Origin of the sequence: Marinomonas maritima, assembly GCF_024435075.2 — a bacterium.
Lineage (GTDB): Bacteria > Pseudomonadota > Gammaproteobacteria > Pseudomonadales > Marinomonadaceae > Marinomonas > Marinomonas maritima.
Genome location: NZ_JAMZEG020000003.1, coordinates 482,532 through 498,051 on the forward strand (window position 1 = coordinate 482,532; position 15,520 = coordinate 498,051).

Annotated in this window: 17 protein-coding genes; 9 read left to right on the forward strand and 8 right to left on the reverse strand. The window is 42.6% G+C overall.

Features of this window, described 5'->3' with window-relative positions; genetic code table 11:
- Nucleotides 1-31 precede the first annotated feature (31 nt).
- The 6 genes from hpaI to M3I01_RS14510 all read left to right on the forward strand — a co-directional run bounded on the left by hpaI (nt 32) and on the right by M3I01_RS14510 (nt 4,936).
- Nucleotides 32-841: a 4-hydroxy-2-oxoheptanedioate aldolase gene (gene hpaI / locus M3I01_RS14485; protein WP_255896592.1), complete on the forward strand. Its 810-nt coding sequence runs from the start codon at nt 32-34 to the stop codon at nt 839-841.
- Nucleotides 842-867: 26 nt separating this feature from the next.
- Nucleotides 868-1,770: a 4-hydroxyphenylacetate catabolism regulatory protein HpaA gene (gene hpaA, locus M3I01_RS14490; protein ID WP_275565156.1), complete on the forward strand. Its 903-nt coding sequence runs from the start codon at nt 868-870 to the stop codon at nt 1,768-1,770.
- A gap of 4 nt (nt 1,771-1,774) precedes the next feature.
- Nucleotides 1,775-2,218 carry a GlcG/HbpS family heme-binding protein gene (locus M3I01_RS14495; protein ID WP_255896595.1) on the forward strand — a complete coding sequence of 148 codons (444 nt, stop codon included), beginning with the start codon at nt 1,775-1,777 and terminating at the stop codon, nt 2,216-2,218.
- A gap of 16 nt (nt 2,219-2,234) precedes the next feature.
- Entirely contained in the window at nt 2,235-3,665 is a 1,431-nt protein-coding gene (locus tag M3I01_RS14500) for an aldehyde dehydrogenase family protein (protein WP_255896596.1), read from the forward strand.
- A gap of 82 nt (nt 3,666-3,747) precedes the next feature.
- A complete protein-coding gene (locus M3I01_RS14505; protein ID WP_255896597.1) occupies nt 3,748-4,590 on the forward strand; it encodes a Bcr/CflA family efflux MFS transporter in 843 nt (280 codons plus the stop codon).
- 10 nt (nt 4,591-4,600) lie between these two features.
- The gene (locus tag M3I01_RS14510; RefSeq protein WP_255896599.1) at nt 4,601-4,936 is read left to right on the forward strand and encodes a hypothetical protein; all 336 of its coding nucleotides are present in this window, start codon (nt 4,601-4,603) and stop codon (nt 4,934-4,936) included.
- 182 nt (nt 4,937-5,118) lie between these two features.
- Here the strand turns inward: M3I01_RS14510 and M3I01_RS14515 are convergent, their stop codons facing one another.
- The 3 genes from M3I01_RS14515 to M3I01_RS14525 form a co-directional block, all read right to left on the reverse strand.
- Nucleotides 5,119-5,694: an NAD(P)H-dependent oxidoreductase gene (locus M3I01_RS14515; RefSeq protein WP_255896600.1), complete on the reverse strand. Its 576-nt coding sequence runs from the start codon at nt 5,692-5,694 to the stop codon at nt 5,119-5,121.
- Between the two features lie 37 nt (nt 5,695-5,731).
- Nucleotides 5,732-6,109 carry a MerR family transcriptional regulator gene (locus M3I01_RS14520; protein ID WP_112140970.1) on the reverse strand — a complete coding sequence of 126 codons (378 nt, stop codon included), beginning with the start codon at nt 6,107-6,109 and terminating at the stop codon, nt 5,732-5,734.
- Nucleotides 6,110-6,299: 190 nt separating this feature from the next.
- The gene (locus M3I01_RS14525) at nt 6,300-6,824 is read right to left on the reverse strand and encodes a GNAT family N-acetyltransferase (RefSeq protein WP_317133931.1); all 525 of its coding nucleotides are present in this window, start codon (nt 6,822-6,824) and stop codon (nt 6,300-6,302) included.
- Nucleotides 6,825-7,223: 399 nt separating this feature from the next.
- Between M3I01_RS14525 and M3I01_RS14530 the strand changes: the two genes are divergently transcribed.
- From M3I01_RS14530 to hpaR, 3 genes are all read left to right on the forward strand, one after another.
- Complete coding sequence (locus tag M3I01_RS14530) at nt 7,224-8,393, forward strand: p-hydroxyphenylacetate 3-hydroxylase oxygenase component (RefSeq protein ID WP_255896603.1); 1,170 nt, start codon at nt 7,224-7,226, stop codon at nt 8,391-8,393.
- Between the two features lie 69 nt (nt 8,394-8,462).
- Nucleotides 8,463-9,377: a p-hydroxyphenylacetate 3-hydroxylase reductase component gene (locus M3I01_RS14535; RefSeq protein WP_255896604.1), complete on the forward strand. Its 915-nt coding sequence runs from the start codon at nt 8,463-8,465 to the stop codon at nt 9,375-9,377.
- 351 nt (nt 9,378-9,728) lie between these two features.
- A complete protein-coding gene (gene hpaR, locus M3I01_RS14540; RefSeq protein ID WP_255896606.1) occupies nt 9,729-10,250 on the forward strand; it encodes a homoprotocatechuate degradation operon regulator HpaR in 522 nt (173 codons plus the stop codon).
- A gap of 26 nt (nt 10,251-10,276) precedes the next feature.
- On the opposite strand, the gene M3I01_RS14545 is transcribed toward hpaR, so the two are convergent.
- The 5 genes from M3I01_RS14545 to M3I01_RS14565 all read right to left on the reverse strand — a co-directional run bounded on the left by M3I01_RS14545 (nt 10,277) and on the right by M3I01_RS14565 (nt 15,275).
- Entirely contained in the window at nt 10,277-11,122 is an 846-nt protein-coding gene (locus M3I01_RS14545) for a DUF72 domain-containing protein (protein ID WP_255896608.1), read from the reverse strand.
- Nucleotides 11,123-11,133: 11 nt separating this feature from the next.
- Nucleotides 11,134-12,078, reverse strand: coding sequence for a LysR family transcriptional regulator (locus tag M3I01_RS14550; RefSeq protein ID WP_255896610.1), 945 nt, complete (start codon nt 12,076-12,078; stop codon nt 11,134-11,136).
- Nucleotides 12,079-12,356: 278 nt separating this feature from the next.
- Nucleotides 12,357-12,695 carry a RidA family protein gene (locus tag M3I01_RS14555; protein WP_255896612.1) on the reverse strand — a complete coding sequence of 113 codons (339 nt, stop codon included), beginning with the start codon at nt 12,693-12,695 and terminating at the stop codon, nt 12,357-12,359.
- Nucleotides 12,696-12,726: 31 nt separating this feature from the next.
- Entirely contained in the window at nt 12,727-13,977 is a 1,251-nt protein-coding gene (locus M3I01_RS14560; protein ID WP_255896613.1) for an NAD(P)/FAD-dependent oxidoreductase, read from the reverse strand.
- Between the two features lie 266 nt (nt 13,978-14,243).
- Nucleotides 14,244-15,275, reverse strand: coding sequence for a histone deacetylase family protein (locus M3I01_RS14565; protein WP_255896614.1), 1,032 nt, complete (start codon nt 15,273-15,275; stop codon nt 14,244-14,246).
- Between the last annotated feature and the right edge of the window lie 245 nt (nt 15,276-15,520).

Consider the following 15,520-nt stretch of genomic DNA (forward strand, 5'->3'; position numbering starts at 1 on the left):
ATAATGTCAAAAAAAGACTGAGGAACATCGGATGAGCGCGCCAAAAAACGAATTTAAGATGGCTCTTAAAAACCGTGAAACACAGATCGGTTTATGGCTTGGTCTTGCCAATCCCTACACAGCCGAGCTGATAGCGTCAGCAGGGTTTGATTGGTTATTGATAGATGGTGAACACGCACCCAATACCTTGCAAACCATGCTAGGTCAATTGCAAGCCATCGCGCCTTATCCTAGCCATCCGATTGTGCGTCCCGCTTGGGCAGACCATGTCAGCTTAAAGCAAATCCTTGACCTTGGTGTACAAACTGTTTTGGCACCCATGATCGACAGCGCCGAACAAGCCGAGCAAGTTGTCAAAGCCACACGTTATCCTCCACAGGGGGTTAGGGGTGTCGGTAGTGCTTTAGCGCGTGCTTCTCAGTTCAATCGCACACCCCATTATTTAACAACAGCCAACGATGAGATTTGTGTACTGGTGCAAATTGAAACGCTTGCTGGCGTCAGCGCACTGGACGATATTTTGGACGTTGACGGTGTTGACGGTGTATTCATTGGTCCGGCGGATCTAAGTGCTTCAATGGGTTTTATTGGTCAACCCAATCACCCTGACGTGGTCGCGGTCATCGAAGCTTGTATTGCTAAAATCGTTGCTAAAAACAAAGCACCAGGAATTTTAATGGCCGCGGAAGATCAAGCTAAACGCTACATTGCTCAAGGTGCGCTGTTCGTCGCGGTCGGTAGTGACACGGGACTACTGATGAATAGCACAAAGACACTTGTGGAAAAATACAAAGCAAACACAAGCATCAGTGATGCTCCAATTAGTAGCTCCGTCTACTAAGCTCTGTTATTGCGTAGTGAGAACTGATGATGACTAAAGAATGGATTCCTAACCTACAGATAGGCCAAGATTACGATAATAAATATCGTGATGCGGACATTCATTTTGATCGTCTTGGTACGATGGCCGACTTCTTTGGTCGGGATATGCCTGTACATATGCACGCCGATTTTTGCCAAATTCATTTTGTATTGTCAGGCAAGACCCAATTTAATATCGACCAAAATCAGTACAAAACTTCCGACGCCGCCATTTTTTACACACCACCAGCGACGCCACATGCGTTTCTTACCGAAGCGAATGCACCCGGCTACGTGCTGACTCTACATCATTCTATTGTGAATGCACTAGCAGAAGAATTGGGCGGTCACACACAAAACCGTTTCTTGATTTTGCCAGTCTGCCTTACGTCTGCCGACATGAGCTCAGAGAAAGAAAAAGTCTTTAAAACGACATTAGCACTGATTGATATCATTAAATCCGAATGGGGCAGCGAGCTCCCCCACAAAAATGACGCTATTCTAGGCCTAATTAAAGTATTGCTACTGAACATTTTTAGATTGTCTGAGTCAGGTGAAAAGGCCAATAGCAGCACACGCCATGAGGTCGAAATTTATAAGCACTTTAATCGCCTTGTGGAGGAAAACTATAAAGCAGAGAAAACCATTTCCTTTTATTGTCAGCAACTTGATATCAATGAAAGTCGTTTAAATTATGTCTGCAAAAAAGTCTCTGGCGCACCGCCTAAAACCATTATTAATAGCCGTGTCATTCTGGAAGCAAAGCGGCACATTGTTCACGCTAACCGAAGTTTGAACGAATTATCGTATGACCTTGGGTATTTAGACCCTTCTTATTTTTCTCGTTTCTTCCAGATCAAAACAGGGCTGACACCCAGTGAATATAAAAAACAAAATAACCAAGGGTAATACAATGCTGAATGCGATTCGACAGACAAAAGAGCTCAGCCACGAGTCCGCGGTACAAATGTGTCTTGCCGCCATAGCCCATGCCAACGCCCTGCCCGCGACTATTGGCGTCGTTATCTTAACGCCGTCTGGTGTGGAACTGGCAGCTGTCCGCATGAACAAGGCCCCGCTTCATGCATTGGGTATTGCTCGTAAAAAAGCGTACACCTCAGCCAGCTTTAACGTCTCCAGCCTGTCTTGGCAGGAAAAGCTCAAGCATAAGCCCAATACCATGAGCGCGCTATTAAGAGAAGACAACTTCACCTATTTGGGTGGCGGCCTGCCTGTCATCGTAGACAAAGAGATTCTCGGCGCCATTGGCGTATCAGGCGCGACGGAACAACAAGACATAGAGTGCGCAGAATACGCTATCAAAAAATTATTAAGCTCACTCTCTCCATCAACATAACAAGAGAAATATCAAAATGTTGCAATCAAGCTACCCTTTTTACCTCGCTAACAAGCCCGTATATGCCAATCAAGATCTAGCGGTTACTAATAAATACAACAACCAAATCGCGACCCATGTGGCAATGGCGAGTACGGCCGATATAGACCAAGCCATAGCCGCCGCGGACAAGGCAAAACACGCTATGCAAGCCTTGCCAGCGTACAAGCGTCAGGCGATTTTGCAACATTGCATCACGCGCTTTAAAGAACGCTTTGAAGAGCTGGCTTATGCTCTTTGCATCGAAGCGGGAAAACCAATCAAAGACTCACGCGGTGAAGTAACTCGTCTGATTGATACTTTCCAAATTGCAGCCGAAGAAGCGACTCGAATCTATGGCGAAGTCATGCCAATGGATATTTCGCCTCGTTCTGAAGACTATCAAGGCATGTGGAAACGCGTCCCTATCGGGCCATGCTCATTCATCTCACCGTTTAACTTCCCGCTGAATTTGGCAGCTCATAAAATCGCGCCCGCCATTGCGGCAGGCTGTCCGTTTATTTTAAAGCCTGCCAGCTTGACACCAGTAAGCGCTTTAATTGTGGCGGAGATTCTAGCCGAAACCGATTTACCCGAAGGTGCATTTTCCATATTGCCTTGCCATCGTGATGGCGCAGATTTATTTACCACCGATGAGCGCTTAAAACTTTTGAGCTTCACCGGCTCCCCTGACGTTGGTTGGGCATTAAAAGCCAAGGCAGGCAAAAAACCGGTGGTATTAGAACTTGGTGGCAACGCCGCTTGTATCGTGGATCACGACACGGATCTAGACGATGCCGTACAACGCATTATCTTCGGCGCTTACTATCAGTCAGGACAAAGTTGTATCAGTGTGCAACGTATTATTGTTCACGAATCCCTGTACGACGACGCTAAGGCTCGCCTCATAAAAGCGGTAAACAACCTCGTTATGGGTGACCCGTTAGAGGAGGCCACTTTCATCGGGCCGATGATTTCTGAAAAAGAGGCCGCTCGCTTACACGGCTGGGTCGAAGAAGCACGCAATGGTGGCGCAACGGTGTTGGCTGGCGGTCACCGCGAAGGCGCGATGCTGGAAGCCACTTTGCTTGAAAACGTAAAACCAGAGATGTCTATTTCGTCTCAAGAAGCCTTTGGCCCTGTGGCCATTTTGTCTAAATTTACTGACTTCGACGCAGCACTGGAAGAAGTCAATAACTCGGACTTTGGATTGCAAGCGGGCATTTTCACCAAGGATATTTACAAGGCTTACAAGGCATGGGAAGTGCTGGAAGTGGGCGGTGTTGTGATTGGCGATGTGCCTTCTTGGCGCGTTGATCACATGCCTTATGGCGGTGTGAAAGACAGCGGTTTAGGACGTGAAGGTGTGCGCTTTGCCATTGAAGATATGACAGAGCTAAAACTGATGGTGCTTAGAACGCCAAAATAAATCATTGTCGTCACCGTAAAAGCCGATAACAGCACATGTTATCGGCTTTGCACTTTGCCAAATAGATTATCAGAGACTCGTTATGACGAACGCCCATACCCAGCCACCCTCTAAATGGATGATCCCTCTGCTCGGCTATTTGGTGTCTTTTGGACCACTGTCCATCGACATGTACTTGCCCAGTCTGCCCACTATTGCCAATGATCTGGGCAGCTCTCAAGTGACTATTCAATACACGATTACAACATTCTTGTTTGGCATGGCGATAGGCATGCTGTTCTTTGGCCCCATGTCCGATTTGATGGGTCGCAAAAAGTTACTGCTCATCGGCACGACTTCCTACGTCAGCAGCAGCATTGGTTGCGCCTTGGTTAATAATGGCGAATCCTTAATTCTATTACGCTTTTTGCAAGCACTGGGCGCTGCCGCTGCAGGGGTATTAGGACGTGCCTTAGTCCGAGATTTATTTCCGCTCGATAAAGCCGCGGGGATTCTTTCCAATATGCACATTATCTCCATGGGCGTGATGCTAATGTCGCCCATTTTAGGCGCCTATATTGTTACTTGGCTGGATTGGCGTTGGATTTTCTATTTTCTCTCGGCGCTTTCTTTTCTGGGCTTAATCGGGATTTTTTTCATCATCCAAGAATCGACAATCAACATCACCACCAAGACAAGCATTCGTAGTTATTTGGCTGTTTATGGCGAGTGTCTAAGCAATAAAAAAGTCACTTTTTATTTACTTGCCAACGGTTTTTCTTTTGGTGGTATGTTTGCCTTTATCGCGGCATCGGCCTTCGTCTACATTGACTTTTTCGGTTTTTCTGAAACCACTTATGCCATCGTATTTTCCTCTAATATTGCCATGGTGATTGCCGCGACCTTATATCAACAAAGTTTTGGTGAGCCGATTTACTGTCTATAAAGCATTACGAGTGACATCCGCTACGTCGTTAAGTGCGACCTTAATGATTTTTATCGTCGCCCTCTTTTTCCCAAAAAATGTGTCACTCTTTATAGCCGTAACCATGTTATACATCAGTGTAACGGGCGCTATCGGCGCTAATAGTTTGGCGTGTTTGTTTGACTTAAAGCCATCAAGAGCAGGCACGATGGCAGGACTGCTTGTTTCAACTCAGTTTATTGTGGGTGGCATTGTCAGCGCCGTCACCAGCTTGATATTTGATGGTTCCGCGAGCTCATTACTCGTGATGATGGGGATTTGCGGAGGGCTGAGTTATTTATTTCACCTTATATCCCAAAGGCCATAATGAAAGTCGCACTTCTTATCTGAAACTAAGGAATAGTGTTCTAGAAGGATATTCTGCTGTGCAAAAACAACTGGGATGTATTTACGTTGGTAGGGGAAATGTACGCGTAAGAAGCAATAAAAAAAGAACATATACATGTTCTTTTAGAAGGAATTTTACTGCCTCAGCCTACACCAATTACGTTATTGGCCTTTACTGGCCATTTCCTGAACCGTCTTTTCCCAATGCAATTTGTCTTCAGCGTTCGACCCGATAATAGAACCAAAAAGATTCGTTTCTGCTTTTTCAAAACCGCAAAACTGTAGAGTATAAAGATCCAGTTGTGCGAGAGCGGGAGCGGCCTGTTCTTCTGCATAGTCTGATGGTGCATCCATCGTAACAATGATCCTAGACGTTTTTCCTTTCAGTAATGGCAATGGTAAAGGATTATTGCCTTCGTATTTGAATGAAAAACTAGGTAAAAACGTTCTATCAAATAAACCTTTTAGTTTTGCTGGTAGACCACCCCACCAAATGGGCGTGATAATCACGATGTGGTCAGCCCATAATATTGCTTCTTGAAAACCCACTAAACAAGGCTCTAACTCTTGCCTAGCATCGTAGCCACAATCAAGACTTGGATTGAATTCCATATTTGATAAATTAAAGCGTCTAACATCAAAATGCTCACTTGCTTTAATGTCATAGAGGTCACCTAAATGCTGGCAATAACTATTGGGTTTGGGGTTTCCACCTAGAGCGACTATTTTCTTTGTCATCTTACTCATCTCCTATGTTGTGAGTCTGACAACCATTCTAATCTCTGCCCTTAGGGGGAGAGTCAACATGTAATGGACAAAAATCTATCGTTAACAAACACGTTTCGACTCTTTTCACTTTAATATTTAAATCATCTACCTTTAGTAATAACTGCTGCTTAAGCTCTAATAGAAATTTTCCAACGCCCGACCAGTCAACATCGCCATTTTTATAGACAATTGCACTTTTTAGCTGCGATAACGTGACGCCTAGTAGTTTTGCCTCTTTAATCAAGTTTAGAATATCGAGATGTGACTCATTATAGACTCGATATTTTCCTTTTCTTGGTGGTGGCATGATCAAGCCCTTTTCCTCATATAGACGAATAGCTTTGATTGAAAGCCCTGTTATTTTCGCTACTTCACCTATGTACATTTTCACCCCTAAGCTTATAAGGAGACTGTTGGAATACTCTATTCTCAGCCTGTTTATTAAATAAAAACCACACTATTTGACATCGACTTGAGATTCAATAGGTCAGGGTCGACGCTCAGGCAACGGTACTTTGTGTGCTTGGGCGTCGTGTTATCTGTGAAAATTTTACTTTAGAGCTAAAGAAGTATAACTAACGAGTATGCTCGAAGCGTAGATTGCCGTCATCAACGCCAACTTCCCTAAAACCATTAGAAATCAACACTTTTTTAGACGCTTCATTGTCCGGAGCGGTATGAGCAACAATACTGTTTGTTTGGTCAAAGGAAGATGCATGTAAAACAAGCGCCTTCACTATTTCTGTCGCATAACCCTGTCGCTGCCACTCAGGCAGCACAGAATAGCCAATTTCTACTACGCCATTGCTATCTGGGGGACCAAAATAGCCACCAGAACCAACAAGAACCCTTTTCCTTGAAACGGGATCAATATTTATTGCATACCAGCCATACCAACCCTTAGCGGCTTCACCACCATTCTCGAAACAGGAAAGAAAAAACACCATGGCATCTCGGTCGTATTCACCAGGAGGCCAATCACTTGAAACATCTGCATTTAATTTTTCAGAAAGTAGCTGTGGTGTTTCAAGCTCTATACGAATATGGGTTGATGAGGATGATATTAGTTCGATGCGATCTGATATTAAATTTTTAATAATTTTAGTTTACTCCACTATTAGAATTTGTAATGCATAACAGTCCAATAGTATGCATGTGAATTCATACAATTGAAGATTCTCTTAATGTAACTATAAACAACTGAATTATAAGTATTTTATAAGCCTAATCATAATAAATTAAAACAAATACAACTGGTATTATAAAAAATTATGAACCTTAAAATGAGCTTATTTTTCGTACTCTCTACACACTGCAATGACATAACGCGCATCAATGCTGTCGCCAACTTAATCTCAAGCCCTCTTCCAATCCTCTAATATTCTAGAAAAGTACCAGCAATTATCTCAAATCTGCATTCTCTTCTGTCGTCATAACGCGAATACTTTAAACATCGATTTTTACTCAAGTGCCATACAAAAATAATTAAGGTAAATACCATGCAAAGAGCCAATCCACTACTTACCCAACTACAAACTGTCTTACCTAAAATAGCAGAGAATGCGCCTTTGGCCGAAGAGCTTCGCCAAGCACCACAAGAAAGTATCGATTTACTCAAGCAAGTCGGCCTTCATAAAGCATTTTTACCTAAAGCCTACGGTGGCTACGAAGTATCTCTGCCTGAGTTTGGTGACTGTATTGTTGCTCTGGCGGGGGCTTGCGCCAGTACCGCGTGGGCATTTAGCTTGTTATGCACGCACAATCACCAAATTGGTCTGTTCCCTAAGCAAGCACAAGATGACATATGGAAAGACGACCCAGACGCATTAGCCAGCAGCAGTATTGCGCCTTTTGGCAAATATCAAGAAGCCGACGGTGGCGTGATGTTCACTGGTGATATGCGTTGGAGCAGCGGTTGTGATCATGCCCAATGGGCGCTTTGTGGCTTCTTGCGAGATAACGCAGAAGGTAAAAAAGACCATTGTTTCGCCTTGATTCCTGCGACGGATTACACCATTGATGACGATTGGCAAGCCGCAGCGATGAAAGGCAGTGGTACAAAAACGCTCGTGATTCGCGACAAATTTGTTCCAGAGCACAGAATTCAAAAAGCCAAAGATATGATGGAAGGTAAGTCGGGTGGCTTTGGCTTATACCCTGACAGTAAGATCTTTTACGCGCCTTACCGCCCTTATTTTGCATCCGGCTTTTCGGCTATTAGTTTGGGCATTGCAGAGCGCATGTTGGCCGTCTTTAAAGAAGCAACTCAAGGCCGAATTCGGGCTTATACTGGCGCTAAGGTGGGTACCGCTACGCCCGCTTTGTTACGTATTGCCGAATCGTCTCATCAAGTCATGGCGGCACGTGCTTTTCTAGAAAAAACCTGGGAAGACCACGCTGAATACGCCGAAGCTCAGCGTTACCCAGATCAAGCCAAATTAGCCGAGTGGCGTACTAATCAAGCTTACGTCGTCAAAATGTGCATTGAAGCCGTTGATCGTTTGTTCAGCAGCATGGGGGCAAGTCATTGGTATCTTGATAAAGAAGCTCAGCGGTTGTTCCGCGATAGCCATGTCACCGGCGCTCACGCTTACACGGATTACGATGTGTGTGCACAAATATTTGGTCGGGAATTGATGGGATTAGAACCAGACCCAAGCCTTCTTTAGGTTACGACGACTGCGCTCGTGACATCGCGAGCGAGACCATCAGACTAAATAAGAATAAGAGAGAAGATTATGAACTTCGATGCAAAAGATTTTAGACGAGCACTCGGTAACTTCGCTACTGGTGTGACCGTAGTGACCGCTCAGGACGCAGAGGGTAATAAAGTCGGCGTCACGGCAAACAGCTTTAATTCCGTTTCGCTAGACCCACCCTTGGTTTTGTGGAGTTTGGTGAAAACCTCTAGCAGCTATGACATCTTTGAAAAATCGGAACATTTTGCCGTCAATATTCTAGCCGCTGACCAAATCGATTTATCCAATAACTTCGCCAAGCCCAGTGATGATAAATTTGCTGGTATAGAATATGACCTTGGCGCTGGCAACAGCCCTATTCTTAAAAACACCACGGCAAACTTTCAGTGTGAAAAGCATCAAGTGATCGACGGTGGTGACCATTGGATAATGATTGGTAAAGTGGTGGCTTTTGAACATGTTGGCCGTAACCCATTACTGTATGTTCAAGGCAGCTACGCAGGTGCGATTCCCTTCACTGGGTCTGCGTCATCCGATCACACAGTCGTACCAGCCGACACGTTAAAAAGACTGAATAACAATGCGTTCTATTTAATGAATAAGGTTTTGCAAAAAATTCAGGAAAACTACTTACCAAAACAAGCATCGATTGGTTTAAACACCAGTGAAGCTCGCTTACTGTTGGTGTTGAGTGACACTCAAGAAGTCAGTCTTGATGAATTAAAAGAATTAGTCACTATACCCGCTACTGATGTGGCGTCGGGGATAGAGCGCTTAACGCAAACAGGTCTAATCACTCAATCATTAGCATTAACGACAAAAGGCCAAGACATGGCAGCGCGGTTGTGGGACATCGCTAACAAACAACAAGACGATATTTTTGGTGCGTTTAGCGACGAAGACTACAGCCAATTCAAACAGCTAATGCAAAGCGTGTTAAAACAACTTAACTAATCTGTACATTAGGTTATTGGCTTTCTTTACCAAGTACCGCCAAAAAGCAAAGATCCCTTAATCGGGATTTTTTGCTTTTTTAATCTACGAATGACACTCTTCTCCAGCATGGCCACTGGCTTAATAGATGGTTAGCAACTTTTCTATGGTGTGATTTTCGCTCAATGCATCCCTCTCATTGTTAACTCAACACCCAAACTCGTATTTTTTCTGATGCTCACCTGCATGGGCCTCGCTGTTTGGGTACACCTAAGGCATTGGTCGAAATGCCACTCAGCCAATTGAAAATAACGAAACGACTTGGAAGCGCCAAATAACTTAATGTTTAATCTATGCAAGCTGGCAAGCATTTTGCTATATTGGGTAGTTAACATATTAAGTAGTTTTGTTTTTATCTTTAAAATCAATCCGCACGCCCAACGCCATAACCAAGTTGTTATTAAAAACCCTATGAAAAAACTAGAAGACTCTCTGACGCTACAACTATTGAGATCGCGCGAATCAGCGATGCAATTCTTCCGACCCATTCTTCAGGAAACAGGCTTTACAGAGCAACAATGGCGAGTTATCCGAGTACTGAACGATAACGGTCAGTTAGATGCTAAACAGCTTGCAGAACGCTGCTGTATTTTAAGCCCCAGTTTAACGAGGATTATCAGTCGCTTCGAGTCCGACGGACTCATTATTCGAAATCGCTCAGAGCATGATCAACGTATCACCTTGTTGTCACTTAGCGATAAAGCCACGGCAATTTTTAAAGAAGTCAGTCCTAAAATAGACCAAGCTTACGCCAGTTTGATTGGTAAATTAGGAGAAGAAAAGATGCAGCAACTGAGCCGATTACTAACGGAAGTGACTCGCTTAACCCCATAACCAAACTAACATTTAAAAAGCCTTAATCACCACAGACTCGTCTGTTCCTGACTCTGTGGAAGCTGCAATACAGGCTGATAATTTGGGTTCAAAAGCTGAATTTTTTGATCCAGCTGAGACGCGAGAGTGGGCGCGGCGATGTTATCAGATGAATGTACAAAAACGAACGGAGACAGGCCTTCTAGCAACCACTGAGACAACTTGGCCGCCCATTGCTCTAACCAAACATCATTTCGCGGTAAATCCGGATGGCCAATAAAACGAATCACTGGATGCCGAGCCGTCGCAACAGGATGACAAGGCACTCTTGGTTTTTTACTTTGCGCATCGACTAAACTCTCGCAGTACGCTTCTGTCGAAAATACAGGCCTCGAATCCATCACGACTCTGTTCACACCACACTCAGACAGACCGGTTAATAAATATCGCTCTGTGTGTGTTTTATCAAAATACACTAAATGGCGCACTTCAACCGACAAAGGCGTCGCTAATGTCCACATGTCACACAATGCCAACACTTTATCAAGAGCGCGCTCATCACACGTGGCGGGGAACTGCAACATTGTCGGGCCAAGCTTACGTTGCAATGGCTGCAGGGATTCGATAAACGCCAACCAATCCTGCTGAATGTCGTTCCAAGGTCTATCAGAAAAACGATGTGTTACGGTTTGAGGGGCTTTAAAACAAAATTGAAAATCATCCACAACCGCATCAAACCAACGTAATAACTGAGTCTGTTCGACTTTCGTATAAAACGTACTACCGACTTCAACGGTGGAAAAAAACGTTGAATAACGGCCGATTCTTTCGGAAGAAGAGAGTGCACTGGGATAAAGCCAATTCACCCATGCGGGATGTTGCCATTGGGCCATACCATAGCGAATCATTCGTTTATAGACGGGTCGTTTACTGCGATATCGAACTCTACAATTTCTTCGATAAACTTCGCTTCTATGAGTGACAACATTCTGTGCTTATGCCAAAAAATATGAACAGGTATGTCCGCAACTCCTTCTTTGGGTGGTAAACGCCTAAGCTTGGATTCTAGGTAAGTCGCGGCAATAAATTGGTCAGGTAAAGCACCAATACCGTATCCAGTATAAATCAGACGAACCGCTTCATCTAAGTTATTGGTATAAGCACTAACGCGGCCAGTTAAGCCGTTAGCTTCTTTGAATAATGTAATCGGAGAGAGAACATCACCAATCTCTTCACTAACCAACGCAATGAAATCTTCTTGCAATAGGTCATTTAAACTCAAATTGGATGCTGAAAACAAAGGGTGATGATAGCCACAATATAAATAAAATCGTTGTTCAAATAATAATTTTTGATTCAGTATTTCAGGTGTGTGTCTACCTAAGCAAATACCAATGGCAGGATTTTTTTGTTTGATATCATTTAAAATATCTTTGCTTGATTTTACAATCAGGTCCAACGTTATATTTGGGTATTTTTTTTTAAAATAGACGAGGAAATCATTGTATTTTGGGTTGTGAATTCGGCTGGCTACTAAAAGCTTAATCTCACCTTCTAAAAGGTGTGAGTTACTTCCTTTCATCGCCTCAATGGAGGTGATTTCTGTGAAAATCGTTTGAGCGACTTGCAAACAGTAATGCCCAATTGGTGTAAGTTTTAAAGGCTTGGTATTACGTATAACAAGTTGGCTTTCAATCTTTTCTTCTAACTTTTTGAGGCTTTGACTGACTGCCGATTGGGTAATATTTAAACGGTTAGCTGCAGCACTAACACTACCCTCTTCATATATAACAATGAGTACATGAAGCAACGTCCAATTCAAACTATCTGCTAATTTTTGTTCTATCATAAAAATCACAGCACTTATATTTTAGATATGTTTATATCTGAAAAATGAAAAACACCGAAATTAGTTACGTTTTTTTCTATCTAAAATCACATAATTTCGGTGAATTTTTCATCATATTTTCAGTTGATAGTACAACATAGTTAGATACTGCGCAGCTTTTCTCTTATTTATGATGTCGTTTGAAATGTAAAAAATCGTTCATGTCATAAGGTTCAAAATTATGGCCAACATCGGCTTTTCAACACCGCCAATGATTGAAGATTTGTGCACTTGAGCCCTTACTCAGCAGCGATAACTGTGATCTCCACCAACAGATCAGGGTGCGCTAAAAGTGACTCACCGCACGCTCTAGCAGGAGGTATTGTATCGTCAAACCACTTATCCCAAACGGCGTTCATCGCCTCAAAGTCGGTCATACTTTTCAGCCATACGGTGGCTGATAGTATTTTTGATTTATCACTGCCCACTTCTTCTAACAATGTTTTTATTTTACTCAAACAGGTTAATGTCTGGGCAGCCACATCTTCATCAATGGCTCCAACTTGACCTGACAAATAAATCGTTTTGTTGTGAGTAACAATTTGGCTCATACGTTGGTTATACTTAATTTTTTGCATTGGTATTTATTCCTATTTCATAATTTTTTTATTACATGCTAGCAAAACGTTGAGCGCCAAATGGGCTAACGTCTACCGTCACGGGTTTATTGTGAATTAACTCTTCAATGATACGTCCTGTAATGGGCCCCAGCGTGAAGCCTTGGTGACCATGCCCGAAAGCGAACCACAAATTAGCGTGTTTACCGGAAGCTCCTATCACAGGCTTCATATCAGGCATACAGGGTCTAGACCCACACCATGGTTCACTTTCTACTTGATCGTTCAACGGTAAGATTTTTTTAGCAAAAGCCAACACAGCAGACAGTTGCCCTAAGTCTTTACCCGCTTCCATCAACGTCATCTCTGCACCTGTGGTAATGCGAACACCTTGCTGCATAGGCCCCATCACAAATCCTTTATCAACATCTACCAAGCTATGGTGAATAGTATTTTGATCTGTCGTTTCAAAATGTTGGTGATAACCGCGCATCGGAAATAAAGGTAAATCATAGCCTAAAGGTTTTATCAGTTGGTTAGACCAAGGTCCTGCTGCAATCACTAAATGATCACTATAAAAGGTATCGCCATCGGTTATTACTTGCCAGCCATCACCGCTGGGCAAAACTTCTTGAACGCTATACTCACCTATTGAGCCCTGCATATTTTGGAAGCTTTTAGCATAGGCTTTCACTAAGGCTCCGGGATTCGAAACTTGCCACGAGTTTAACCAGTGAATGGCACCAATAAACCCTTCAAAGTTACCATTAGGTTCTAATTTTTTTAATGCTGCCAACGAGAGAATTTGATGTTCAACCCCCTGTTCACGTCCACTCTTAGCCGCTTCAACGGCCGCCTGAAATTTGGCCTGCGTTCGATGCATTTCAATCCAGCCATCACGCCTGATCAAATTTTCGACGTTGGCTGCCGTGATCATTTCCTGATGTTCGCGCGTACAATGTTCAATGAGAGTCTGCCACTCTTTCTCTATTTTTTGGACAGAAGTCTGCGCTGAAAAACGCCAGTACTGTAGTAACGCTTGGCGATACTGTAGGAGCGCAGGCCAACGGTAACGGATATCGGTATTTTTATTAGGTAATACTTTCAACAACTCAATCGGCTGTCTTGGAAAAGGATGAACATGAATCGCCTCTCGTTGGATCAGCCCAGCATTACCGTAGGATGTTTCAGATCCTGGTAATTTTTTATCAATTAGTAGAACCTTAGAATTATTTTTCTGAAGGTGCCACGCAATCGATGTCCCAACCATACCAGCACCAATAACAATGACTTCATAGCGCATAGCGTATTTCCTTTACGATGGGTGTATAAAAATCACACATTCTTCGACATGCATATCCGGCCGACAATAGCTTTATAATAAATAAAGACATAATAAACAGGCCTAATATATCTAAAACGAGACATAATAACCATCAACATAATGAATGAAAAAAATCAATTCAGTAATAAAAAATAACAGCCAATATAATGAATGGTTAAATATTATGTAATAGTTCAATCAAAGAATAAAAAACATAATGAAATAAATACATATAAATATTATTTTTATTCTGATATAAATCCGGACAAAAATGCCTGTAAGTTTTCACTCAGCTTTTCTATACAGTAACCACCTTCTACTAAAACAATAATGGGCTTATTTAATGCTTTCATTTTCTTTGCTAATGCCATGAAGCCCTGTGTACTGACATAACACTTAGCTTGTGGATCGTCTTTATAGACATCAAAACCCAAGACATGAACGACCACATCTGGATTAAATAATGTTACATTCTCGAGCGCTTTATCCACATAACTAAAGAACCCCTTTTCATCTGTACCATGAGGCATCGGATAGTTAATATTATAGCCATAGCCTTCACCCTGGCCTTTTTCGTGCTCGTGACCTGCAACCACTGGATAAAAATTAATCGGACTGCCATGTACAGAGGTATACAGTACATCTTTACGATCATAAAAAATTTCTTGTATGCCCTGACCGTGATGCATATCCGTATCAATAATGGCAATCTTTTGAAATTTCTGACGCAAATGCTGAGCAATAATCGCCGCATTATTTAGGTAGCAAAAACCGCCCGCTGAGCTTTTTCGAGCATGATGGCCTGCCGGTCTCGTTAAACATATTTGAATGTCATTCTGCGGTATTTCTTCCTTCAATAATGCGTCCGCCGCATTTAATGCGGTTTGAGCAGACCAGTAGATAGATGTCCACGAGTACTTGCCTATTGGGGCACTACCATCCGCTTGATATTGAGCTGCTTTTGCCAAGATACCAAGTCCAGCATTATTCGTTGACGCATAAATTGAGGTCTGAACCTCTTCGCCCATCTCCTCACCCAACGCTGTCCATTCATCGTAACCGTGTTTTAGAAAATCAACATAGCCGAAATCATGTATTGCTAAAATAGGGTCAATACCTATTTCCTTAGCATCTGTGACTTTTAATCCCATTACTTCAGGTGCCTTTAAGAGCTCAACCAATCTCTCAGGCATTTCTTGCGGCTGGCGCATTTTCCCTCGAGAATAATAACCTTTAGGCTTATGAAGCTTTTGATTTTCGTGACTGTATATTTTCATATTGCTCGCTCTATTAATTCTTAGAAGAACCATCATGACGTCAATATTAAGCGTCAAGATTTCATTATAAAAAGTCAGTTAAAACCATATGAAATCTAAATGATAAACTTTCTTATTAAATATTATTTTTTCGCTTTCCAGTCAATATATTGCCCCCTATATTTAAGGTCAAATTATATAAAATAATATAGGGTATTAGCTGAGCTAATATCATTAATATAAAAACATCTAAAAAACACTTTATG